This is a genomic window from Pseudorhodoplanes sp. (assembly GCF_035565795.1).
Taxonomy (GTDB): Bacteria; Pseudomonadota; Alphaproteobacteria; order Rhizobiales; family Xanthobacteraceae; genus Pseudorhodoplanes.
Genome location: NZ_DATMRV010000118.1, coordinates 1 through 22,841 on the forward strand (window position 1 = coordinate 1; position 22,841 = coordinate 22,841).

Below are 22,841 nucleotides of genomic sequence, written 5' to 3' on the forward strand. Positions count from 1 at the left end.
GTGGCCGAAATACTTCATGTACATCGGCGCTTCGTCCGGGCGGCCCTTGTAATAGGACATGCCCTTGTCGCCTTCCGCGACCAGCCGGTTCTCCATGTCGAGCAGCGAGCGATGCGAGAACACGACGTGGTAGCCGTCGCAGGAATTGTCGTAGGCGAGTTTCCAGTTGCCGTTGAATTTCAGGCGGTTGGCCTCGCAGATCGCGACCTTGCCGCCGGGATGGCGATCGAGCCATTCGTCGAGCGGTCCCTTGATGCCGCCGAGATATTCTTCCAGCGGCGGCATATCCATGTTGAGCGTGCCGAAGATGAAGCCGCGATAGCTCTCCACCCGCGGGATCTGCGCGGCGTTGAAACGCGTCTCGGTGACATCGTTGGCATAGCCGTCGGGCCAGGGAACGTTGCGGATCGTGCCGTCATTGTTGAAGGTCCAGCCGTGATAGGGACAGCGGAAGACGTTGGAATTGCCCTTTTCCAGCCGGCAGAGTGTTGTGCCGCGATGCGTGCATCGATTGTAGAGCGCGCGGATCTGGCCCTTTGAATCGCGCAGCACGATGATCGGGCGCAGCCCGAGCCTTGCGGTGATGAAGTCGTCGTTCTTCGGAATCTGGCTCTCATGCGCGAGATAGACCCATACTGCGCCGAAGATATGCGTCATCTCGGCGGTGAAGATCGCGGGATCGGTATAGATGAGCTGATGCACGCGGTCGCGCTGCACGAGCTCGTCATAGTCATAGGGCGGCGCCAGATAGGCGGTGCGGATCAGGTTCGTTGTTTTTTCCAGCACGGCGTCATGTCCTCTGCTGTGTGGTTATCGGAGGCGAAGTGCGTACAGCGTGGACTCCCTCCCCCTGGAAGGGGGAGGGTTGGGGAGGGGGTCTGCAGAATCAGTAAGGAACCCCCACCTGCCGCGCTTCGCGCGTCGACTTCCCCCTTTCAGGGGGAGGTGAGCCGCGGAGAGAGCGTCGCAGGGAGAGAGAGAAGAGGAGAGCGAGCGACGCATCTCAAAAGAAATCGAAATACTCATTCTGCTCCCATTCGGTCGCCTCGTCCGCCGGATGCCCGGCGACGCCATGTTCGCTCTTCCATTTCTCGAAGCGCCCGATCTCGGTGCGCTTGAAGGCGAGGAAGTAGTCGATGAACGTCTCGCCGAATTGCTCGCGGAACAGCGATGAGCTTTCCAGCGCCGACAGTGCGTCCGGCAGCGTCTTCGGCAGCAACGGAAAGTCCGAGTTGTACGGGTTCAGTTCCTGCGGCCCCGGCTCGCGCTTGTTGGCGATACCGTCGAGACCCGACACGATCTGCGCGGCAATGTAGAGATAAGGATTGGCGGATGGTTCGCCGATCCGGTTCTCGATCCGCGTTGCCGGATCGAACGGCGCGCCGAGCACGCGCGCCATCACGCCGCGATGGTCATAGGCCCAGGTCGCGCGGTCGGGTGCGAGCGAGTTCGCCTTGTAGCGGCGATAGCCGTTGATCGTAGGCGTGGTGAAGGGCGTCGTCGACTGCGCATTCGCGAGCAGGCCGGCAAGGTAATGCATCCCGACCGGTGACAGCGGCTCTCCCTTTCCGTCCGGCGTGAACAGATTCTTCTTCCCGCTCACGTCGCTCAGCGACTGATGCAGGTGCCAGCCGCTGGCGCAGAAGCCGGGGAATGCCGGGCGCGCCATGAAGGTCGCGAGATAGCCCATGCGCCGCGTGATCTGGCGCGTCGCGCTGCGGAACAGGATGAGGTTGTCGGCCGTGGTCAGCGCCGCCTTCGGCGCGAAGGTGCACTCGACCTGTCCGGGGCCCCATTCATTCTCGATCGAGCGCAGCGGCAGGTCGATCGCCTCGAAATGCTCGCACAGCGCCGTCAGCACCGGCTGCATGATATCGAAGTTGGATTCCGAATGATACGAATAGCCGGTTTCGACCGGGAAGGTGCGAACCGGCTTGCCCTTCATGCCGATGGCGTTGGTGTTCTCGGGCAGGATGGGATCGCCCGCGAGACGGAGGAGATACCACTCGACCTCGAGCCCGACGGTCAGCCCGAACTTCTGCTGCTTCAGGCGAGCGAGCTGCTTCTTGAGAAGCTGGCGCGGCGAGAAGTGGAACGGAATCCCGGTGTTGAAATACTCGTCGCAGATCACCCAGCCGATACCGGGCGCCCAGGGCAGCACGCGAAAGGTCGACGGGTCCGGAACGATGGTCAGGTTCGGCGAGCCTGTCATCTCCTCAAGGCCCATGCCGCCGCCCGGCGTGAAGGACGCGAAGGTGCGCGCGCCGGATGCATCGAGCGTCGTGGTCGCGACATTGATGTTGTAGCCGCCGCTCAGCGCCGAGAGGAAAGCCGGGATGGTCACTTCCTTGGTGCGCGCGTGGCCATGGGTATCCGACCAGACCAGCCGGATCAGCTTCAGCTTGTGTTTCGCGATCAGCGTTTTCAGTGCGCGTGCCTGCCGCGCCTGCTCGGCGCTCCACAGGCCGAAGCGTTCGATGAACGGTGCGGGCTTTTTCATTGTCAGTCCGGGACGGGCGAAGGAGGGGGAGGAATCCATTGGAGAGCCCGGACTTTATCGCTTTCGCAGCACGAAGACTGGAGCAATTCTGAAAGATCGATGTAGATTGATCAAATGAATAGTCGGCGCAAATTCATGTCATAATCGGCATATGTCCAGAAAGCTGTCCACACCGCGCCCAAGACCGCGCAAATCCGGAGAGACCCTGCGTCGGCGCGTCCGCCTGCGGCAGCTCGAACTCCTTGCCGCGCTGGACCATGCGCCGACCCTGAGCGCGGCCGCGCGCGAGGCACGGCTGTCGCAGCCTGCCGCGTCGAAGCTTCTCGGTGCGTTGTCGGACGATCTGTCCGTCGCGCTGTTCGAGAAGGCGGGACGCTCGCTGCGTCCGACCGCGGCGGGGCGCGCATTGATCCGCCATGCAGCAAACTTCGTCGGCAATCTCGATCGTGCGCAGGCCGAGATCGAGGCGATCGAGAGCGGCTTGTCCGGCACGGTGGCCGTCGGCGCCGGCATCGGCGCCTGCTATGTCCTCATGCCGCGCGCGCTCCAGCTCCTGCTCGATCAGGCGCCCGATATCGTCGTCACGATGCGAGAAGGCGCGATGGAGGAGCATTTCGCCATGCTGCGCGACGGCCGGCTCGATCTCGTCGTCGGTCGCGTCGAACCCGCGCTGGTCGACCGCGATTTCGCGATGGACGAACTCTACGACCCGGCCATCCATATCGTGGCCGGTCCGCAGCATCCGCTGACGCGCGGCTCGGCGGTGAGCTGGGCGAAGCTCGCCGAGCAGGACTGGATCCTGCCGCAGGACGGTACGCCGATGCGCGCTGGTATCGAGCGCATCTTCCGGCGCGTGAAGCGCAGGCCGGCGCGCTGCATGATCGAGTCCTCGTCGATCCAGACCAATGTCAGCCTGATGAATGCGCGCGACATGCTGTGGGTGCTGTCGGAGGACATCACGGCCTATTTCGAAAAGCTCGGTCTGCTGAAGCGGGTGCCGGTGGAGACGATGCGGACCGCTGCGGCCCTGTCGGTCGTGCGGATGCGCGGTCAATCGCTGTCCCCGCCTGCCGCTAGACTGATGGATTGCCTGCGTGAGGCGGCGAGGGAAATTTCCGCACCCTGAAGCTGCGCAGATCCGACGCGGGTCCGACACTGTGAAAATGGCCCGTCACCGTGGGGCTGGTTCGTGCGTCCGTGCTTGCGTCGCCCAGCCTTCCTCCATAGAGAGGCTCGAATATCCGCGGACGGGCGGGAACTGCGAGGAGCTGACGCGTGACCAGCGGTATGCGCAAAGGACTGACCAGCTACGGCGACAAGGACTTTTCGCTGTTCCTGCGCAAGGCTTTCATCAAGGCCATGGGTTATTCGGACGATGCGCTCGATCGTCCGATCATCGGCATCACCAACACCTATTCAGACTTCAATCCCTGTCACGGCAACGTGCCGCAGCTGATCGAGGCGGTGAAGCGCGGCGCAATGCTTGCGGGCGCGATGCCGATGGAGTTTCCGACCATCTCGATCCACGAGAGCTTCGCCTATCCGACCTCGATGTTTCTGCGCAATCTGATGGCGATGGACACCGAGGAGATGATGCGCGCGCTTCCGGTCGATGCGGTGGTGCTGATCGGCGGTTGCGACAAGACCACGCCCGCGCAGGTGATGGCGGCGGTGAGCGCCGACCGGCCGACTATCGTGCTTCCCGTCGGGCCTATGCTGGTCGGTCATTTCAAGGGTGAGGTGCTCGGCGCCTGCACCGATTGCCGGAGATTGTGGGGCGAGTTTCGCGGCGGCCGCATCAGCGCGGAGGACATCGAAGTGGCGAACGAACGGCTGGCGCCGTCGATCGGCACCTGCGGCGTGATGGGCACGGCCTCGACCATCGCCTGCATGATGGAAGCGATGGGCATGACGCTGCCGGGCGCGGCAACGATCCCCGCGCCGCATGCCGACCGCATCCGGATGGCAGAAGCCACCGGCAAGCAGGCGGCCGTGCTTGCGAAGACCGGAGGACCGAAGCCGTCGGACATCATCACGAAGGACGCGCTCCACAATGCGATCGTGGTGCTGCAGTCGATCGGCGGCTCGACCAATGGCGTCGTGCATCTGTCCGCCATCGCAGGGCGCACCAACACGCCGCTGACGCTCGAGGAGTATGACGAGATCGGCAAGAAGACGCCGGTGCTGGTCGATCTCAAGCCGTCGGGCGATCACTACATGGAGCACTTCCACTATGCCGGCGGCGTGCCGCGCCTGATGCAGGAGCTGAAGGACCTGCTCGTGCTCGATGCAAAGCATGTGATGGGCGGCACGCTCGGCGACGCGATCAAGACCTTCGAGGATGTGCCCGGCCAGACCGTGATCAAGCCGCGCAATGCGCCGCTGAAGAAGGAAGGTGGAATGGCGATCCTGCGCGGCAATCTCTGCCCGCGCGGCGCGGTGATCAAGCAGGCGGCGGCGTCACCGAAGCTGATGCAGCATGAAGGCCGCGCGGTCGTGTTCGAATCGGTCGAGGACATGACGACGCGGATCGACGATCCCGCGCTCGATGTCACTGAGGACGATGTGATCGTGATGCGAAACGCCGGTCCGATCGGCGCGCCCGGCATGCCGGAGGCGGGTTATATCCCGATCCCGAAGAAGCTGGCGCAGAAGGGCGTCAAGGACATGGTGCGCCTGTCCGATGCGCGCATGAGTGGCACCGCGTTCGGCACCATCGTCCTGCATATTGCGCCGGAATCCGCGGTCGGCGGTCCGCTCGCGTTGGTGAAGACCGGCGACCGCATCAGGCTCGATGTTGCGAACCGCAGCCTCGAACTGCTGGTCAGCGACGCCGAGCTTGAGAAGCGCCGCAAGGACTGGACGCCGCCACCGGTGCCGGAGGTGGCGCAGCGCGGCTACGCGAAACTCTATCGCGATCACGTGCAGCAGGCGGACGAAGGCTGCGACTTCGATTTTCTGGCGGCGGCGAAGAAGTAGTTCGCCGCGCACTCCTCCACCCCCCTCTGCAAGGGGGGGTGAAGGAAAAAGATTACTGCGTCACCACGCTCTGGCTGGTGCGCGGCGCGCGGATCGGTGGCGGCGCGTCTGAGCCGGGCCCGCGCCGCCAGGCGGCGCCGGTCCGGCCCTGCTCCAGGCCGAACTCGAACAGGCCCTTCATGTAGGCGGTGTCGAAGCCCGGAGAGGCTTGCGAGGGGAAGTTGTCGTCGATCGCGGCCAGCGTCAGCGTCCAGTTGCGGCGGCGGATGAATTCGTAGGAAGCGAGCAGGGTGTTGCGGGTATTCGCGCGCACCGAGGTCTCGAACGAACGCACCGCGATCCGTACTGTGGTCGCCGGCACCACGTCGAAATAGGGCGCGAGCTTGCTGTTCAGGATCACGTAAATGCGCGGGCGCACGCCTGTCGTCACGGCGGGACGATTGGCGATCAGCATCGCTTCGGGCACGACCATCACGTTCGCGGTGATGCCGCCGTCGACATGCATCTCGGCGAAGCGTTTGCCCTGCGCTTCAACGTCGATCAGGACCGGCGCGAAGATGCCGGGAATGCTGGCCGAAGCTTCGATCACCTGGCGGAACAGCTCTGGAGCGCGGGGATCCACGCTCGACGCGATCGCGCCCATGTCCCAGATCGCGGTGCGCTGCGCGTCGAGCTGCGTGCTGACGACATAAAGACGCCGCCCGGCGCGATACTCACGCGCGACGGCCGCAATAACCTCGGGCGTCACATATCTGGCGATCAGCTGCTTCAGCGGCGCCGCCTCGAACAGGCCGGTGCCGAACAGGCCGCGCACACCCTGGAACTTCAGGAAGCCTTCGAACGCGCCGCTCGAAAATACATCGGCCAGTACGGAGTCGTATTGCGGTCCGAGGAAGGCGAAGGGTGCGATCAGCGCGCCCGCACTTGCGCCGGTGACGACGGTGAATTTCGGCCGGTCGCCGCGTTGCGTCCAGCCGTTGAGCAGGCCGGCGCCGAAGGCGCCATCTGCGCCACCGCCGGACAGGGCCAGGATCGCCGGATTTTCGCGCGCGCGCAGATCGAGCAGCGGATTTCGCCGCGCGAGCGACGGATCGTCGGCCCAGATCCGGGCCTCGGGAATACCCGGGATGACCGCGAGTTCCTGTTCCTGCTGGGTATAGGGAATGCGTTCGACTGTGGCGCACGCGGCCAGCAGCACGGCGGCGAAGGCAAGCGCAACGGCACGCCGCAGGCCACCCCGGCCCGACAATCCTCGTGCACGCCAACGCATACGCAAATACCCCATCAATCCCCGGCCGCATCTGAACAACGATCACTTTGCGGCGGCTTAAGGGAGAACCCGAAGCCGGCCGTATAGTGAACAATGTCCTAATGCGGAATAGCCCGTTCTACAGCTCGGTGCGAACTGCCCATAACTCGGGGAAAAACGAGTGATCGAGCGCTGATTTCAGGAATGCGACGCCGCTCGAGCCGCCGGTGCCGCGCTTGAAGCCGATGATGCGCTCCACCGTCTTCATGTGGCGGAAACGCCACTGCTGAAACCAATCTTCCAGATCGACCAGCTCTTCGGCCAGCTCGTAGAGGTCGAAATACTGTTTGGGGTCGCGATAGACCTTGAGCCAGGCGTCGCGGATCGCATCGCTGAACACGTGCCGGACCGAGAAGTCCCGCTTCACGACGCTATCGGGAATATCGAAGCCGCGCCGCTGCAGCAGCATCAGCGCCACGTCGTAGAGGCTGGGCGCCTCGAGCGCCGCCTGCAGCCGGGTGTAGGTCTCGGTGTTGTGCCGGTGGGGCAGCAGCATCTTGGGGTCCTTGGCCCCCAGGCGGAACTCCACCATGCGATACTGGAAGGACTGAAAGCCGGACGACTGACCGAGCGCGCTTCGGAATTCCAGATAATCGGACGGCGTCATTGTCGACAGCACGTTCCAGGCATTGATCATCTGTTCGAGGATGCGGGTCATTCGCGCTGTCGACTTGAACGAGGGCGGAAGCTGGTCGCGCATAATGAAGTCGATCGCGGTGTTCAGTTCGTGCGCCATCAGGTTCAGCCACAATTCCTGAACATGGTGGATGGTGATGAACAGGTGCTCGTCGTGCTTGTCGGTCAGCGGCTTCTTGGCGGCCAGCAGCGTGTCGAGTTGCAGATAATCGCCGTAGGTCATGCGGCCGGCGAGATCGACATGGATGTCGTCGCCGATACGGCTCCGGGGGGGTGACTGGTTCTCGGACACGGGCGCTGCTTTCAACGGTTTGCGGTTCGCTTCGAAATTTGGTCCATTGCGTTAGGACGCAACCTAGCCATCCGTTCGATCCCGCGAAAGCTGGAATCCAGCAATTCGCCATTTCCGGGCGCATGCAAAGCATGCAAGCCCGGATGATTATCGAGAGATTACGCCCGAATATGCCGCTCGACCTGACAGCAGAATTTTCGAGCTTTCGCGACGCCGACCCGGACCGGTTGCATTTCGCCGCGCATAGTCATGCCTATTGGCCGGATGCAACGCGCGCTGCGCAAATTCAACTTTGGGACGATGCGGCTCGGCTGGTCGACGAGAAATGGTCGCATGTGCTGGGGCAGGTCTGGCCTGCGGTCGCGCGCGCGATTGCGCAGCATCTGCGTTTGCCCGATCCGGCAACCCTCGTGACGGCGGTCAACACCCATGAATTCGTCAATCGGCTGATCTCGGCCTTGCCGCTCGGCCGGGCGCCCGTGATCGTCACGACCGACAGCGAGTTTCATTCCTTCAAGCGGCAGACTGAGCGCCTCGCCGAGGACAAGCTGATCGAACTCGTGATTGTCCCCAGCGAGCCGTTTGCCACCGTGCAGGATCGCATCGTCACCGCGGTGAAAGCGCACGCGCCGGACATGGTGTTCGTCAGCCAGGTCTTCTTCAATTCAGGTTATGCGCTGCCCGACATCGATGCGCTGGTCGATGCGGTTGCCGCGCCGGATCGTCTGGTGGTGATCGATGGCTATCACGCATTCCTTGCGCGGCCGGTCGATCTGTCGCGCATCGCAAACCGCGCGTTCTATCTCGCCGGCGGATACAAATATGCGATGGCGGGCGAGGGCATCTGCTTCATGCATTGCCCGCCCGGCTTCGGTCCGCGGCCGCGCAACACCGGATGGTATGCGAGCTTCGCGACGCTATCCGGGCCGCAGGATCGCGTGCGCTATGCCACCGATGGCCAGCGCTTCATGGGCGCGACCTTCGATCCGAGCGGGCTCTATCGCATGCGGGCGGCGCTGGACTGGATGGCCGCGCACCGTCTCGATGCTGCGGCGATCCATGCGCATGTCCTCGCGCTGCAGGACATGTTCCTTCGCGATATCTCAGCGCGGCCATTCGGCCTGTTCGATCCGGCGCGTCTCGTCGTGCCGGCGCAGGAGATGTCGCGCGGCAATTTCCTCACCTTCGATCATCCCGATGCGCTGGACTGGCAGGCGCGGATGAAGGCGAAGAACATTGTGGTCGATGTGCGCGACACGCGCCTGCGTGTCGGCTTCGGGCTGTACCACAATGCGGGCGATGTTGAGCGATTGCTGCACCGTCTGCGCGAGCTTTGACGCTTGACGAATGCGCGACGCGATGCGCTCAATCCCGGCCCATTCCAAACGATAAAAGTCCGGGGTTGGAAATATGGCGAAAGCCCGCAAAGTCATCATCACCTGCGCTGTCACCGGTTCGATCCATACGCCGTCGATGTCGCCGCATCTGCCGGTCACCGCGCAGGAGATCGCTGACGCCGCGATCGGCGCCGCGGAAGCCGGCGCTGCGATCGTGCATCTTCACGCGCGCAATCCGCAGGACGGCCGGCCCGACCAGACGCCGGAGGCCTTCGCGCCCTTCCTCAAGGTGATCAAGCAGCGCTCCAACGTGGTGGTGAACATCACGACCGGCGGCGCGCCGACCATGGCGATCGAGGAGCGTGTGCGTCCGGCAGCGACCTTCAAGCCGGAAGTCGCCTCGCTCAACATGGGCACGATGAATTTCGGGCTCTATCCGATGATCCCGCGCTACAAGGGCAAGTTCAAGCACGACTGGGAGGAGCCGTATCTCGAAGGATCGCGCAAGGGGATGTTCAAGAACACCTTTGCCGACATCGAGTACATCCTCACCACCTGCGCTGAAAACGGCACCCGCTTCGAGGTCGAGTGCTACGACATCGGCCATCTCTACACGCTGAAGCACTTCCTCGATCGCGGCGTCATCAAGCCGCCGATCTTCGTGCAGTCGGTGTTCGGCATTCTCGGCGGCATCGGCGCGCATCCGGAAGACGTCCTGCAGATGCGGCGCACCGCGGACCGGCTGCTCGGCGACAACTATCACTGGTCGGTGCTGGGCGCCGGTGCGAACCAGATGAAGGTCGCGGCCATCGCAGCCGCCATGGGCGGGAATGTCCGCGTCGGGCTTGAGGATTCGCTGTGGGTTGGTCCGGGCCAGCTCGCGACCAGCAACGCGGCTCAGGTCACCCAGGTCCGCAAGATTCTTGAAGGCCTCGGCCTCGAGATCGCGACCCCGGACGACGCCCGCGAAATTCTCTCGCTCAAGGGCGGCGACAAGGTCGGGTTCTAGGCTGCAGCCGCTCGCCGTTTCCGCGAGCGCTGATTATCGCATTCCGGGACGCCGCAACGATCGCGTCCCGGAAATGCGGCTCAGGGTTATGTTCCTATCGCTTGCTTTGAAGCTTTGGTGGAGAGGCGCGGCCGGCTGCGCGTGCCCCGCGAGCCGCTCGCATATGCGTCGCGTCGGCCGCCCATCCCCCGGTGGGACAGTGGAAATCCTGCGCACGCGTGTTCACGTCTTTGACAGATCGGCCATTTCCGCCTGCGCGCATTGTCGCATGTCTCGTCATCGGCGCATTGAGCCGTTAAGACAGTGACATGCATCACGACACTCCGCTTATTTCCACGCTCGTCATGGGCCTTGTGCTGGCCTTTGGCTTGGGGGCGCTGGCGCAGCGTCTGCGCGTTTCGCCCCTTGTGGGCTACCTCATCGCAGGCATCCTGATCGGCCCGTTTACCCCGGGCTATGTCGCCGACCAGAAGATCGCCGACCAGCTTGCCGAAATCGGGGTGATTCTGCTGATGTTCGGCGTCGGCCTGCATTTCTCGCTCGAAGATCTGCTGAAGGTGAAGGCAATCGCCATTCCGGGCGCGATCGCACAGATCGCGGTCGCAACGGCGCTGGGCATGGGCCTCGCCTGGTTGATCGGCTGGCCGGTCGCCGCGGGTCTGGTCTTCGGCCTTGCCCTCTCGGTCGCCTCGACCGTGGTGCTGCTGCGCGCCATGCAGGAGCGGCGGCTGGTCGAGACCGAGCGCGGCCGGATCGCGGTCGGCTGGCTGATCGTGGAAGACATCGCGATGGTGCTGGCGCTGGTGCTGCTGCCGGTGCTCGCCGATACGCTGAAGTCCGGCGGTCAGGGCCTGACCTGGATGGAGCTGGCCTGGCCGCTGCTGCTGACGCTCGCCAAGGTCTCCGGTTTCGTCGTGGTGATGCTGATCATCGGCCGCCGCGTGATCCCGTGGATCATGCATTGGGTCGCTCATACCGGCTCGCGCGAACTCTTCCGCCTCGCCGTGCTCGCCATCGCGCTTGGCGTCGCCTTCGGTGCGGCCACCCTGTTCGACGTGTCCTTCGCGCTCGGCGCCTTCTTCGCCGGCATGATCCTCGCCGAATCCGAATTGTCGCAGCGTGCCGCGCAGGAAACGCTGCCGCTGCGCGACGCGTTTGCGGTGCTGTTCTTCGTGTCGGTCGGCATGCTGGTCGATCCGTCGATTCTCTTGCGCGAGCCGCTGCCGGTGCTGGCGACGCTGCTCATCATCGTTCTGGGCAAGTCGGTCGCGTCCTATTTCATCGTGCGGCTGTTCCGCTATCCGCCGTCGACCGCGCTCACGATTTCGGCCAGCCTCGCGCAAATCGGCGAATTCTCCTTTATCCTCGCCGGACTCGGCGTCACGTTGGCACTGCTGCCCGATCGCGCCCGCGATCTGATCCTGGCCGGCGCGATCCTGTCGATCCTGTTGAACCCGATCTTCTTCGTGATGCTGGATCGACATCTCGCGAAGGAAAAGCCGAAGCCGAAGGAAGAGCCCGAAAGCCGCAAGCGCGCCGCGCGCGAGCCGATCCCGGACACGAAGCTCTCCGACCATGTCGTGCTGCTCGGCTATGGCCGGGTCGGCCGCTTCGTCGCGCCGCGGGTGATCGAGGCGGGCATTCCTCTCCTCGTGATCGACACCGATGCCGAGGCGCTGAAAACCCTCTCGGGCAACAACGTGGAAACGCTGCGCGGCAACGTGGTGAACAAGGACGTTCTGGCTGCCACCAATCTTGCCGGCGCCCGCTGTCTGCTGGTCGCGGTGCCCGACGCTTTCGAAGGCGGGTTCGCGACCGAACTTGGCCGCAAGGCGAATCCGGCCCTGCCCATCATCGCGCGGTCGCATTCGGAGGAAGAGACGGCGCATCTGAAGAAGCATGGCGCGACCGAGGTCATCATGGGCGAGCATGAGATCGCCAAGGCGATGATCGCAGCCATTCCGTCGTACGGCGCGACCGGTGTGCCGCCTCAAGCCGAGCCGGCCGCTGATGAACCGGTGATCGGCAATATCACGCCTGCGGAGCAGCCTGCGTAGCGGCCACCCGCCAAAAAAATCGCCGCCGCGCGCACGATTTCCGTTGCGCGAGCGGCGCGCGGGCTCTCCTATGCGAATCTCGCATGGAGGCCCATGAGCGCACTCGACGGCATCAATATCGCCATTCTACTGGGGGCTCTGCTGGCGATGGCCGGCATCCTGTCGAGCCTTGTCGCGCTCCGGTTCGGCGCCCCGCTGCTGCTCATCTTCATCGTTGTCGGCATGCTGGCGGGCGAATCCGGGCCGGGCGGCATCCATTTCGAGGATGTTCGGCTGGCCTTCATGGTGGGCTCGATCGCGCTCGCCCTGATCCTGTTCGACGGCGGTCTGCGAACGCGATTTGCGACCTTCCAGAGTGTGCTCGCTCCGGCCGGAACGCTCGCCACCGTCGGTGTGCTGGTCACGTCCGGCATCGTCGCGCCGGCGGCGGTCTATCTGTTCAACCTGAGTTGGGTTGAAGGCTTGCTGCTCGGCGCAGCGGTTGCCTCGACCGATGCCGCGGCCGTGTTTTTCCTGATGCACGCGCGAGGGCTGCGGCTGCGCCCGCGCGTGGCGGCGACCATCGAAGTCGAATCCGGCACCAACGATCCGTTCGCGGTATTTCTCACCGTCGTTCTGGTCGAGATCCTGCTGCACGGCGATAAGCCCGCGCTCGAAATCCTGCTCGTGCTGGTGCGCGAGAGCGCGCTCGGCACGATGATCGGCATTGCCGGCGGCGTCGTCATCGTCGCGATACTCAATCGCGTGGAATTGCCGCAGGGCCTGCACGCTCCCTTCGTGGCCACAGGCGCGATCGTGACCTTCGGGCTGTGCCAGTCGATCCATGCGTCCGGCTTCCTCGCGGTCTATCTTGCGGGGCTGATCGTCGGCAACCGCGCGATGCGGGCGCGCACGGCGATCGTCACCTTTCTCGATGCCGCCACCTGGCTGGCGCAGATCGCGATGTTTGTCCTGTTCGGATTGCTGGCCTGGCCGCAGCGGTTTCCCGAACAATTGTTGCCCGCGATCGGGATCGCGCTCGTGCTGATGCTGGTTGCGCGTCCGGTCGGTGTCTTCGTGTCGCTCGTGCCCTATCGCTTCTCGGTGCGGGAGAAGCTGTTCATCTCATGGGTGGGTCTGCGCGGGGCGGTCGGCTTCTTTCTGGCCTCGATGCCGCTTCTGGTCGGACTGAAGAATTCGCAAATCTATTTCGACGTCGGCTTCATCGTGGTGTTCGTGTCGCTGCTCGTGCAGGGCTGGACCATCGCGCCGGCCGCACGCTGGCTGAGGATCGCGAAAAAACGTCCGGATGCGTTCCAGCCGCGCATCGAGCTCGATCTGCCGGGGCAGCGCGCGCAGGAGCTGGTTGGTTATCCGGTGACGCCGGGCAGCCCGTATCTGCGCGGGGGCATCATCCCGTCATGGGCAAAGATCGCGCTGGTGGTGCGCGACGAGAAGGTAATGACGCCGGAAGAAGCACGCGGGCTGCATGAGGGGGATCATGTCTATCTTCTGGCGCCGCAGGAAAAGGCGTCCTCGCTCGACCGCTTCTTCGCCAACCTGCCGCCGCCGTCGTCACCCGATCCTGAGCTGCTCGGTGATTTCTTCATCGGCGGCGACACGACGCTCGGCGCGATCGCCGAGATCTACGGCATCTCGGTCGATCCGTCGCAGCAGCAGATGACGGTGGCAGACCTGTTCGGCGAGCGGCTCGGCCGTGTGCCGCAGTCCGGCGACAAGCAGCGGCTCGGCGAAGTCGTGCTGGTGGTGCATCGCGTGAAAGATGGGCAGGTGCTGACGGTCGGCCTGCAGCTTGCGGACGAGGAAGAGAAGCCGTGGGCGCAACGCGCAATGGCGTGGCTGCGCCGGCTTGCGGGATGACACCGTCCTAGGGCTGCTCAAACAGTTTCGTCACCAGCCGGCGGGCCAGCACGGAGGCGACGCGGCGGCGATAGTGGCCGGGCGTGAAGGTCGTCTTCATCGCCATCACCTGATCGCGAACGAGATCGTCGAGGCCCTTGTAGAACGCCTCGTCGAGTGGCCTGCTGCACAGGTCCTTTGTCCCGCCGAGCAGAACCGGCCGCGGATTGGTGCCGGTGAATGCAACGCGCAGATCGGCGAGCGTATCGCCGTCGCGCCTCAGCGCCACCGCAACGCCCGCAACCGGATATTCGATCGAACGGCGGATGCGGATCTTGTCGTAGGCCGAGCGCAGGCCGGGCGTATTCTTCGCGCGCACGGCAGTCACGATCTCGCCCGGCCGCAATGCGAGGAAGAATTTGCCGTCGCCTTGCGTCTCCGTCACCGGGACGTCCTGCCGCGCAAAACCGATATAGATCTGATCGAGCGGCACCGTGCGGCGGCCTTGCGGTCCGGCAAGGTCAACTTCGGCGCCGAGCGTCAGGAAAGCCGGTGCAAGGTCGCCGCTGAAGGTCGCGAAGCAGACGCCACGGCTTTTCGGCGCGACGTGGCACATGGTGCCGGTGGTCTTGAGGCAATGATTGTTGGCGTCGCGCCACCATTCGCTCTGATTGTAGTAGATGCAGCGCGTGTCGAGACAGAGATTTCCGCCGACCGTTCCCATGACGCGGTGGGTCGGCCCGGCGATCTCGTGCGCGGCCTGCGCGACGACGGGGTAATGCGCGCGGACGGCCGGATGCTCCGACAGTTCGGCAAGCGTCACCGAGGCGCCGACCTCGATGCCGTTCGCATCCGCCTTGATCGCGCGCAGTTCGGCGACATTGTTCATCTCGATCAGAACGGCCGGTGCGACGATGCCGCGCCGGATATTCACCGTGAGATCGGTGCCGCCGCCGAGCGGCCGCGAATCCGGATTCGTTGCGCGCGCCTTCAGCGCGTCGTCGAGCGTGGTCGGGCGCAGGAGCTTGAAGTCGGGAAGCGCGTCCATGATTACTCCGTCATTCCGGGGCGCGCTCTCTCCCATCTCACCTCCCCCTGAAAGGGGGAGGTCGACTGACGGAGCGAAGCGACGGAAGTCGGGTGGGGGTCCGATTGTAACGACCCCCTCCCCAACCCTCCCCCTTTCAGGGGGAGGGAGAACCGGCAGCGTGCCTTCGTGACTCGAGTAATCATCACGCGCCCCCGTTCTTCTTGCCGCGTGCTTCGGCGCGCTTCTTCTTCTCGATTGCCTCGTAGACGCGATCCGGTGTCATCGGCAGGTCGTTGAAGCGGATGCCGATGGCGTCATGGATCGCATTGGTCAGCGCCGGCAGGAAGGCGGCGAGGGACCCTTCGCCCGCTTCCTTGGCGCCGAAGGGGCCGTGCGGATCGTTGCTCTCCACGATGTAGGTTTCGATCGGCGGCGAGTCCTTCATCGTCGGCACGCGGTAATCCAGCATGTTGCCGGTGACGAGGAGTCCCTCGTGATAGCCGGTCTCCTCGCTCATCGCCTGGCCCATTCCCATCCAGACCGAGCCTTGCACCTGACCCTCGACACTCAGCCGGTTCAGCGCCTTGCCGCAGTCATGCGCGACCCACACCTTGTCGACGGTGACGACGCCGGTGTCTTCGTCCACGGTGACTTCGACCACCTGCGCCGAATAGCTGTAGCCCATGGTGCCGCCGATTGCGGAGCCGCGATATTTCTTGCCGCCATGCGATTCCGGGATCGTCGAATAATTGCCGGTGACGGTGATGGTGCCGGAGTCCTTCAGCGCCTCGACCACGACCTCCTCGAAGGTCGCGCCCTTGTCCTGCGCGCCCGCGCGATAGACCTCGCCGAGGCATTCGATATCTTCCGGCCTCGCATCGAGCTTGCGCGCGGCAGCCTTGATGAACAGCGCCTTCAGGTTGCGCGCGGCGTCGATCGCGGCGTTGCCGACCATGAAGGTGACGCGCGACGAATAGGAGCCGTTGTCCTTGGGCACCACCTCGCTGTCGCCGGTCACGACGCGCACGCGCGACATGTCGAGCCCGAGCACTTCGGCCACCGCCTGCACAAGAATGGTCGACGAGCCCTGGCCGATATCGGCCGCGCCCGACAGAACCACCAGCGAGCCGTCGAAATCGACCTTGATCTTCACGGTGGCGTGCGGCTCGCCGGTCCAGTTCACGGGCTTGGATGCGCCCGATATGTAATGCGAGCAGGCCATGCCGAGCCCCTTCTTGAGGCTGCCGCCATTTGGCATGTTGCCTTTGCGGGTCTTCCAGCCGCTCGATTGCTCGACGAGGTCGAGGCATTCGGGAAGACCGTAGGAATTCACCATCAGATCGTTGTCGGTGAAGGTCGGCGCCTGCAGCAGGTTTGCGCGGCGCACGAGGAACGGATCGATCCCCATCTCGTGCGCCATCTGGTCGAGCAGGCTCTCGAATGCGAAGCGCACGTCCACGGTGCCGTGCCCGCGGAAGGCGCCGCAGGGCGGCGTGTTCGTCAGCACGCGCTTGCCGATATACTTGACGTTCTTCAGGTCGTAGATCGCGTACAGCATCGAGCCGGCATAGAGGATGGTGACTACGCCGTAGCCGGAATGCGCGCCGCCGCGCTGGATCGCCTCGCATTCGACGCCGGTGATACGGCCGTCCTTCTTCATGCCGATCTTCAGCTTGATGTCGGTCTCGGGCCGGCCGCGATGAGTGATGAACGTCTCCTCGCGATTGACCACGGTGCGCACCGCGCCGCCGACCTTGCGGGCGAGCAGCGCCGTGATCAGCTCGACATTCAGCGTTTCGGTGCGGCAGCCAAAGCCGCCGCCGACATGCGGCTTGACCACGCGGATGCGCGACATGTCCATGTCGAGGATGTCGGATAGCATCAGGTGCACGTAGTACGGCACCTGCGTGGAGGCATGCACGGTGATGCGGTCGCGCACGGCGTCATAGTCGGCGACGGCGGCATGCATCTCCATCTGCACCTGGCAGACTTCCGGGCAATTGTAGACGCCCTCGCGCACGAGATCGGCATCGGCAAAGGCATTCTCGACATTGCCGAGTTCGAAGAACACGTCGCGTTCGAGATTGCCGGGCTTTTTTTCGTGCAGCTGGACGGCGTCGGGCGCGAGCGCATCCTGCGATGTGTAATAGGCCGGCAATTCGCGCACCGTCATCCTGATGCGTCGGACAGCTTGTCGCGCGGTGGCGTCGTCGATGGCCGCGACCGCTGCGACCGGCTCGCCGCGATAGCGGACCTTGCCGCGCGCCAGCGGATGCTCGCTGCGCGCAATCGGCAACACGCCGAAGGTCTTGTCGCAATCCGCGCCGGTGACGATCGCCTTGACGCCCGGAACCTTGAGGGCCTCGGAAATATCGACGTCCAGAATCTCGGCGTGCGAATAGGGGCTGCGATAGATGCGGCCGGCCAGCATGCCGGGTGCGAGAATGTCGGCGGTGTATTTCGCGCGGCCGGAGACTTTCTCCGGTCCGTCGACCAGCGGGACGTAATCGCCGATGTTATGCGCGGGGACGGCTTCGTGCGCGGGAACGGGCTTGTTCATGGCGCGATCCTCCGCTCTTCTTTCCCTCCCCCCGCGAAGCGGTGGGGAGGGTGGCGAGCGTCAGCGAGCCGGGTGGGGGGTAGTCGTAACTGTTCGAGCGGGCCGGTATATGCCCCCCACCCCCGACCCCTCCCCACCACTCGCTTTGCTCGCGGGGGGAGGGGAGCAGAAAGCGTACGCGACGCAGTGGAAAAGATCGCGGCGTTCATGGCGCGACTCCCTGCCCATGCAGGCTCGCGGCATATTTCACCGCTTCGATGATTTTCACATAGCCCGTGCAGCGGCAGATGTTGCCGCCGAGCGCGTCGAGAATTTCGTCATCGGTGGGATTCGGATTGCTGCGCAACAGCGCGACCGAGGCCATGATGAAGCCGGGCGTGCAATAGCCGCATTGCGAACCGAGCTTTTCGTGGAAGCCGCGCTGCACGGCCGAAAGCTGGCCATCCTGGCCGAGCGATTCCACGGTGTTGACCTTGCGGCCGGCGACGCTTGCCGCGAGTGTGAGGCAGGACAGGACGGGCTTGTCGTCGACGAGAATGGTGCAGGCGCCGCATTCGCCGCCATCGCAGCCGGTCTTGGTCCCGGTGAGGCCGGCGACTTCGCGCAGGTAATCGAGCAGCAGCAGATTGTCCGGGACCGCGTCCACGCGTTTTCGGTCGTTGAGCACGAGCTCAAGCAATCTCGCCATTGGTGCGTTTCCCGGATGGCCGGTAGTCCCGGCTCAGTCTTTTGAATTGCTACAGACTAATAGTTTGGCCTCCAACCATGCAATCCGAAGAGCGGAAATTGGGAATCGCTGGCCACTTTGTTCGGAAGCGTTCCGGCTTGGCGAACTGGGTAGCCCTTCGCTCGAAAGCGCTGTCTCAGGGCGTCTTGAACCTGGCGATCACGTCGGCCGGGATCGGCTTCGTCGTGAGCTTGCCCGTTTCGTCGAGCGCGGCCCAGACGCGGGTTTCGGATCCATCGACCGCAAGTTGTCCGTCGACAAAGATCTGGTGGCGGACCTCGAAGCTCGAACGGCGGAATTCGCTGACGAAGGAATGCATTTCGACCACGTCGCCGAATTTCGCCGGGATCATGAACTTGGCGCGGGCATCGACCAGCGGCACACCGAGAATTTCGAAGGTCTTGGCCATCTCCTGCGGCTTCACGCCGAGGGCGGCCTCGAACAGGTGCCAGCTGGAGGTGTCGAAAAACTCGAAGAAGCGGCTGTTGAAGACAATGCCGGCCGGATCGCAATAGGCCCAGTCGATGGTGAAGTGCCGCTTGTTGACGAAGTCGCCCACGAAAAACTCCCGTTCAGAACCGGGGCATTCGATGCCGCAGCGGACGGGGGCATGTCAAATGTACCGTCAATGGAAATTCCGGCCCTTCGGCATCACCTGGTGGGTCGCGATCAGTTCCTCGGCAAGTTCGGGTTGTTCCCGCAACAGCCGGACAAGCGCGTCGCCGCGGCGCGGATGCGCGCGATGGTCGGTCCGGTTTTTTGCGGAGCGGTTGCCGGGGTCGGGCCGCTTCACCTCGTCGCAGCGGGCGAGCGATTCGATGGAGGCGCCGTGCTCCGAGAGCCGGCTCAGCAGCGGCGTGAGATCCTCGATCTGGTCCGCCACCACATGGATCACGCCCTTCTCGTTCTGCAGCTTGCCGGTGACGCTGACCAGCCGCGCCCCCAGCACGACCGGGCGGAACGTCTCGAACACCTTCGGCCATACGATGGTGTTGGCAATGCCGGTCTCGTCTTCCAGCGTCATGAAGATCACGCCCTTGGCGGTGCCGGGCCGCTGGCGGATCAGCACGATGCCGGCAACGGTGACCCTGCGTCCGGAGGATGTGCGCGACAGCGCGTCGTTGCAGAGAATGGAGCGCGCATGGAGATCGGCGCGCAGGAACGAGACCGGATGCTCGCGCAGCGACAGCTTGAGGTGCCGGTAATCCTCCACGACCTGTTCGCCCGGCAGCATCGGCGGCAGAGCGACGTCAGGTTCCATCTCGGGCATGGCGACGCGCGCGAACAGCGGCAGGTCGTCCTTGTCGCCGGAACGCTGCAGCGCGCGGATCGCCCAGAGCGCATCGCGGCGGTCGAGGCCGAGCGAGCGAAAGGCGTCGGCATTGGCGAGCTTTTCCAGCACGGCTGGGCGCAATCCCGTACGCAGCCACAGATCGCGGATGGAGTCGTAGCCCGCGCCGCGCCTCTCGGCGATGGTGTTGGCATCCTCTTGCGACAGCCCGCTGATCTGGCGAAAGCCAAGCCGGATGGCGTGGGTGGTGCGGATGTCGTTTTTCATCTCCGCGTGACGGGGATGAATGAGTTTACCCTCCCCCTTGTGGGGAGGGTCGCCTGCTAAGCGAAGCGAAGCAGGCGGGGTGGGGTTCGTCGCTTCGATCTCGATTGCCTCTGCCCCACCCCGATCTCCTTCGCTACGCTCAGTCGATCGACCCTCCCCACAAGGGGGAGGGTAAAGCAGAGTGAGTTGCTGCTTTTCAGAACCCAAAGCCCCCAGCGTGCAATCCCAGTCCGAGGCGTTGACGTCGACGTCGCGCACTTCGACGCCGTGCTCCTGCGCATCGCGCACGATCTGCGCCGGCGCGTAGAAGCCCATCGGCTGGCTGTTGAGCAAAGCCGCCGCGAACACGTCCGGGTAATGGCATTTCAGCCAGGATGATGCGTAGACGAGATTGGCGAAACTCGCGGCGTGGCTTTCCGGAAAGCCGTATTCGCCGAATCCCTTGATCTGCTCGAAGCAGCGTTCGGCGAAATCGCGCGCGTAGCCCTTCGCGGTCATGCCGTCGATCATCTTCTTCTGGAAGGTGTGAATGGTGCCGACGCGCTTGAAGGTCGCCATCGCGCGCCGCAGCTTGTCGGCTTCGGCCGGCGCGAAGCCCGCGGCATCGATGGCGATGCGCATCGCCTGTTCCTGAAACAGCGGCACGCCGAGCGTGCGTTCGAGCACGCGCCTGAGTTCGTCTTGCGGCCAGGGCGGTGACGGCGACGGATATGTCACCGCCTTCGGATTCTCGCGCCGCTGCAGATAGGGGTGCACCATTTTGCCCTGGATCGGGCCGGGCCGCACGATCGCGACTTCGATGACAAGGTCATAAAACTTTTCCGGCTTCAGCCGCGGCAGCATCGACATCTGCGCACGGCTTTCGATCTGGAACACGCCGATGGTGTCGGCGCGCCGGATCATGCGATAGGTGGCTTTGTCCTCGTCCTGTTCGGACAGGGTGCGCTCGACTCCGTAATGGTTGCGCAACAGTTCGAACGAGCGCCGCAAACAGCTCAGCATTCCCAATCCAAGCACGTCCACCTTCAGAAGGCCGAGCGCCTCCAGATCGTCCTTGTCCCATTCGATGACGGTGCGGTCCTCCATCGTCGCATTCTCGATCGGCACCACCTTGTCGAGCCGTGTGCGGGTGATGACGAAGCCGCCGACATGCTGGGAGAGATGACGCGGGAAGCCCTGCAATTCCTGCGTCAGGGCCAGCGTCATCCGCAGGCGCGGATCGGACGGATCGAGGCCGACGCGGCGCGCCTCCTTCTCGGACACGCCGTCCATCGACCAGCCCCACAGCGTCGAGGCCAGCGCCGAGACAATATCCTCCGACAGCCCGAACGCCTTGCCGACTTCGCGCACTGCGCTGCGGCCGCGATAGCAGATCACCGTGGCGGCAAGGCCGGCATGGTCGCGGCCATATTTCTCATAGATGTGCTGGATCACGATCTCGCGCCGCTCATGCTCGAAATCGACGTCGATATCGGGCGGCTCGCCGCGATCCCGGGAAATGAAGCGCTCGAACAGCGGTTCGATCGTATCCGGGCTCACCTCGGTGATGCCGAGGCAATAGCAGATCATCGAATTGGCGGCGGAGCCGCGGCCCTGACACAGGATCGGGTCCGGCAGGCTGCGCGCGTAATTGATGATGTCGTGCACGGTGAGGAAGAACGGCGCATAGCCGAGCTCGCCGATGACCTTCAGTTCCTGGTCGAGGATCTTGCGGATCGCGGGCTTGATGCCGGTCTTGAAGCGGCGCTTCACGCCGGCCTCGGTCAGCGCGATCAGCCGCGCCTGCGGCGTCTCGTATTCGCCGCGTGTCTCATACGGATAGTCGTGCTGCATCTCGTCGAGCGAGAAATGGCAGCGGTCGAGCAGGCGTTTGGTCTGTGTAATGGTGTCGGGATAGTCGGCGAACAGGCGCGCCATTTCCTGCGGCGCTTTCAGATGGCGTTCCGCATTGAGTGTGAGCAGCCGCCCGGCCTGATCGATGGTGACATGCTCGCGGATACAGGTGACGATATCCTGCAACATGCGGCGCCAGGGCTCGTGATAGAGCACGTCATTGGTCGCGATCAGGGGAATGAGATTGCCGGTCGCGATCCGTGCCAGCCTTGCCATGCGGCGGTGGTCGTCGCCACGATAGAGGAAACTCGCCGCGAGCCACAGCGATCGCTTCGCCGCGTGCTGTTTCAGACGTGTGATCAGCGTGGACAATTTGCGCTCATCGATCCGCGCCGGCGGCATGACGATGAGGTTCAGCCCTTCGATCCGCGCGATGAGATCGGACAGATGCAGGATGCAGTCGCCTTTTTCCGCCCTGCGTTTGCCGCAGGACAGAAGCTGCGTCAGCCGTCCCCAGGCCGCGCGGTCCGATGGATAGGCGAGGATGTCGGGCGTGCCGTCCGCGAATACGAGCCGGGCGCCGACTACCAGCCGCATGTTTCTTTCTTTCGCCATCACATGCGCACGCACGACACCTGCGACCGAGTTGCGATCGGCGATGCCGATGGCCGCAAGCCCGAGCGCTTTCGCCTGCTCGACCAGCTCTTCCGGGTGCGAGGCCGCGCGCAGGAACGAGAAATTGCTGGTGACGCCGAATTCCGCATAGGCCGGTGGCGCCGGCGGGTGTGCTTCCCGTCCGTCGTCGCGTTCCCGCGCCGGCAATGGGTGAATATTGCTCATGCGAAAATCCCGTGCAGGAACCAGTGCGGCGGGTTGTCCCTGTCCTGATAGATGCCCTCGCGATAGAGCCACACACGCGCGCCTTGCCGCGTCTCGATCCGGAAATAGTCGCGCGTGACCGGCAGGCCCTGATCGGTGCGCCACCATTGCATCGCGATACTTTCGGGGCCTTCGGCATAGGCGACGTCATGCGTGACGTGTCGCCACTTGAATTGCACCGGCGGACCATCCGGCACCTGTGCGATTGCCTCGACCGGTTCGGGCCGTTCGAATAGCCGGATCGGACGCGTCGGGATCCGGCTGTCCTGAAACAGGGCTTCCTGCGCGGCAGCATG

At 64.2% G+C, this 22,841-nt stretch carries 16 protein-coding genes; 6 read left to right on the forward strand and 10 right to left on the reverse strand.

The features are described 5' to 3' along the window. On the reverse strand, positions 1 to 786 hold a 786-nt coding region (locus tag VNZ93_RS11300; RefSeq protein ID WP_325704457.1), incomplete at its 3' end, for an aromatic ring-hydroxylating dioxygenase subunit alpha. A gap of 217 nt (positions 787 to 1,003) precedes the next feature. After that, positions 1,004 to 2,500 carry a glutamine synthetase family protein gene (locus VNZ93_RS11305; RefSeq protein ID WP_325704460.1) on the reverse strand — a complete coding sequence of 499 codons (1,497 nt, stop codon included), beginning with the start codon at positions 2,498 to 2,500 and terminating at the stop codon, positions 1,004 to 1,006. 151 nt (positions 2,501 to 2,651) lie between these two features. Here VNZ93_RS11305 and VNZ93_RS11310 point away from each other — a divergent pair, with 151 nt between their 5' ends. Both VNZ93_RS11310 and VNZ93_RS11315 read left to right on the forward strand, forming a co-directional pair. Beyond that, positions 2,652 to 3,626 (forward strand): LysR family transcriptional regulator, encoded by a 975-nt coding sequence (locus VNZ93_RS11310; RefSeq protein WP_325704463.1) that lies wholly within the window; start codon positions 2,652 to 2,654, stop codon positions 3,624 to 3,626. A gap of 149 nt (positions 3,627 to 3,775) precedes the next feature. After that, positions 3,776 to 5,479: an IlvD/Edd family dehydratase gene (locus VNZ93_RS11315; RefSeq protein ID WP_325704466.1), complete on the forward strand. Its 1,704-nt coding sequence runs from the start codon at positions 3,776 to 3,778 to the stop codon at positions 5,477 to 5,479. 52 nt (positions 5,480 to 5,531) lie between these two features. On the opposite strand, the gene VNZ93_RS11320 is transcribed toward VNZ93_RS11315, so the two are convergent. Further along, positions 5,532 to 6,749 (reverse strand): patatin-like phospholipase family protein, encoded by a 1,218-nt coding sequence (locus VNZ93_RS11320; protein WP_325704469.1) that lies wholly within the window; start codon positions 6,747 to 6,749, stop codon positions 5,532 to 5,534. Positions 6,750 to 6,867: 118 nt separating this feature from the next. After that, positions 6,868 to 7,716, reverse strand: a complete 849-nt coding sequence (gene kynA, locus VNZ93_RS11325; RefSeq protein ID WP_414710055.1) for a tryptophan 2,3-dioxygenase — start codon at positions 7,714 to 7,716, stop codon at positions 6,868 to 6,870. 131 nt (positions 7,717 to 7,847) lie between these two features. Here kynA and VNZ93_RS11330 point away from each other — a divergent pair, with 131 nt between their 5' ends. From VNZ93_RS11330 to VNZ93_RS11345, 4 genes are all read left to right on the forward strand, one after another. Further along, positions 7,848 to 9,053 (forward strand): aminotransferase class V-fold PLP-dependent enzyme, encoded by a 1,206-nt coding sequence (locus tag VNZ93_RS11330; protein WP_325704472.1) that lies wholly within the window; start codon positions 7,848 to 7,850, stop codon positions 9,051 to 9,053. A 73-nt stretch (positions 9,054 to 9,126) separates the two neighbouring features. Further along, positions 9,127 to 10,062 carry a 3-keto-5-aminohexanoate cleavage protein gene (locus VNZ93_RS11335; RefSeq protein WP_325704475.1) on the forward strand — a complete coding sequence of 312 codons (936 nt, stop codon included), beginning with the start codon at positions 9,127 to 9,129 and terminating at the stop codon, positions 10,060 to 10,062. Positions 10,063 to 10,370: 308 nt separating this feature from the next. Next, the gene (ybaL, locus tag VNZ93_RS11340) at positions 10,371 to 12,119 is read left to right on the forward strand and encodes a YbaL family putative K(+) efflux transporter (protein WP_325704478.1); all 1,749 of its coding nucleotides are present in this window, start codon (positions 10,371 to 10,373) and stop codon (positions 12,117 to 12,119) included. Between the two features lie 93 nt (positions 12,120 to 12,212). Further along, the gene (locus VNZ93_RS11345; protein ID WP_325704481.1) at positions 12,213 to 13,979 is read left to right on the forward strand and encodes a potassium/proton antiporter; all 1,767 of its coding nucleotides are present in this window, start codon (positions 12,213 to 12,215) and stop codon (positions 13,977 to 13,979) included. A gap of 7 nt (positions 13,980 to 13,986) precedes the next feature. Here the strand turns inward: VNZ93_RS11345 and hcrB are convergent, their stop codons facing one another. The 6 genes from hcrB to VNZ93_RS11375 all read right to left on the reverse strand — a co-directional run. Next, the gene (hcrB, locus tag VNZ93_RS11350) at positions 13,987 to 15,006 is read right to left on the reverse strand and encodes a 4-hydroxybenzoyl-CoA reductase subunit beta (RefSeq protein WP_325704483.1); all 1,020 of its coding nucleotides are present in this window, start codon (positions 15,004 to 15,006) and stop codon (positions 13,987 to 13,989) included. A gap of 184 nt (positions 15,007 to 15,190) precedes the next feature. After that, positions 15,191 to 17,548 carry a 4-hydroxybenzoyl-CoA reductase subunit alpha gene (hcrA, locus tag VNZ93_RS11355; RefSeq protein WP_325704486.1) on the reverse strand — a complete coding sequence of 786 codons (2,358 nt, stop codon included), beginning with the start codon at positions 17,546 to 17,548 and terminating at the stop codon, positions 15,191 to 15,193. 205 nt (positions 17,549 to 17,753) lie between these two features. Then, on the reverse strand, positions 17,754 to 18,236 hold the full coding sequence (locus tag VNZ93_RS11360; protein WP_325704489.1) for a (2Fe-2S)-binding protein: 483 nt from the start codon (positions 18,234 to 18,236) through the stop codon (positions 17,754 to 17,756). 175 nt (positions 18,237 to 18,411) lie between these two features. Then, positions 18,412 to 18,834: a thioesterase family protein gene (locus VNZ93_RS11365; protein WP_325704492.1), complete on the reverse strand. Its 423-nt coding sequence runs from the start codon at positions 18,832 to 18,834 to the stop codon at positions 18,412 to 18,414. 66 nt (positions 18,835 to 18,900) lie between these two features. Further along, positions 18,901 to 22,506 (reverse strand): error-prone DNA polymerase, encoded by a 3,606-nt coding sequence (locus VNZ93_RS11370; protein ID WP_325704495.1) that lies wholly within the window; start codon positions 22,504 to 22,506, stop codon positions 18,901 to 18,903. Then, on the reverse strand, positions 22,503 to 22,841 hold a 339-nt coding region (locus VNZ93_RS11375; RefSeq protein WP_325704498.1), incomplete at its 5' end, for a DUF6504 family protein. The genes VNZ93_RS11370 and VNZ93_RS11375, both read right to left, overlap by 4 nt.

What these genes read in the sequence shown, in the direction of transcription:
- VNZ93_RS11305 (WP_325704460.1), bottom strand. Translation starts at nt 2,500, where the DNA reads ATGAAAAAGCCCGCACCGTTCATCGAACGCTTCGGCCTGTGGAGCGCC.
- VNZ93_RS11310 (WP_325704463.1), top strand. Translation starts at nt 2,652, where the DNA reads ATGTCCAGAAAGCTGTCCACACCGCGCCCAAGACCGCGCAAATCCGGA.
- VNZ93_RS11320 (WP_325704469.1), bottom strand. Translation starts at nt 6,749, where the DNA reads ATGCGTTGGCGTGCACGAGGATTGTCGGGCCGGGGTGGCCTGCGGCGT.
- VNZ93_RS11330 (WP_325704472.1), top strand. Translation starts at nt 7,848, where the DNA reads ATGCAAGCCCGGATGATTATCGAGAGATTACGCCCGAATATGCCGCTC.
- VNZ93_RS11335 (WP_325704475.1), top strand. Translation starts at nt 9,127, where the DNA reads ATGGCGAAAGCCCGCAAAGTCATCATCACCTGCGCTGTCACCGGTTCG.
- ybaL (WP_325704478.1), top strand. Translation starts at nt 10,371, where the DNA reads ATGCATCACGACACTCCGCTTATTTCCACGCTCGTCATGGGCCTTGTG.
- VNZ93_RS11345 (WP_325704481.1), top strand. Translation starts at nt 12,213, where the DNA reads ATGAGCGCACTCGACGGCATCAATATCGCCATTCTACTGGGGGCTCTG.
- hcrB (WP_325704483.1), bottom strand. Translation starts at nt 15,006, where the DNA reads ATGGACGCGCTTCCCGACTTCAAGCTCCTGCGCCCGACCACGCTCGAC.
- hcrA (WP_325704486.1), bottom strand. Translation starts at nt 17,548, where the DNA reads ATGAACAAGCCCGTTCCCGCGCACGAAGCCGTCCCCGCGCATAACATC.
- VNZ93_RS11360 (WP_325704489.1), bottom strand. Translation starts at nt 18,236, where the DNA reads ATGGCGAGATTGCTTGAGCTCGTGCTCAACGACCGAAAACGCGTGGAC.
- VNZ93_RS11370 (WP_325704495.1), bottom strand. Translation starts at nt 22,506, where the DNA reads ATGAGCAATATTCACCCATTGCCGGCGCGGGAACGCGACGACGGACGG.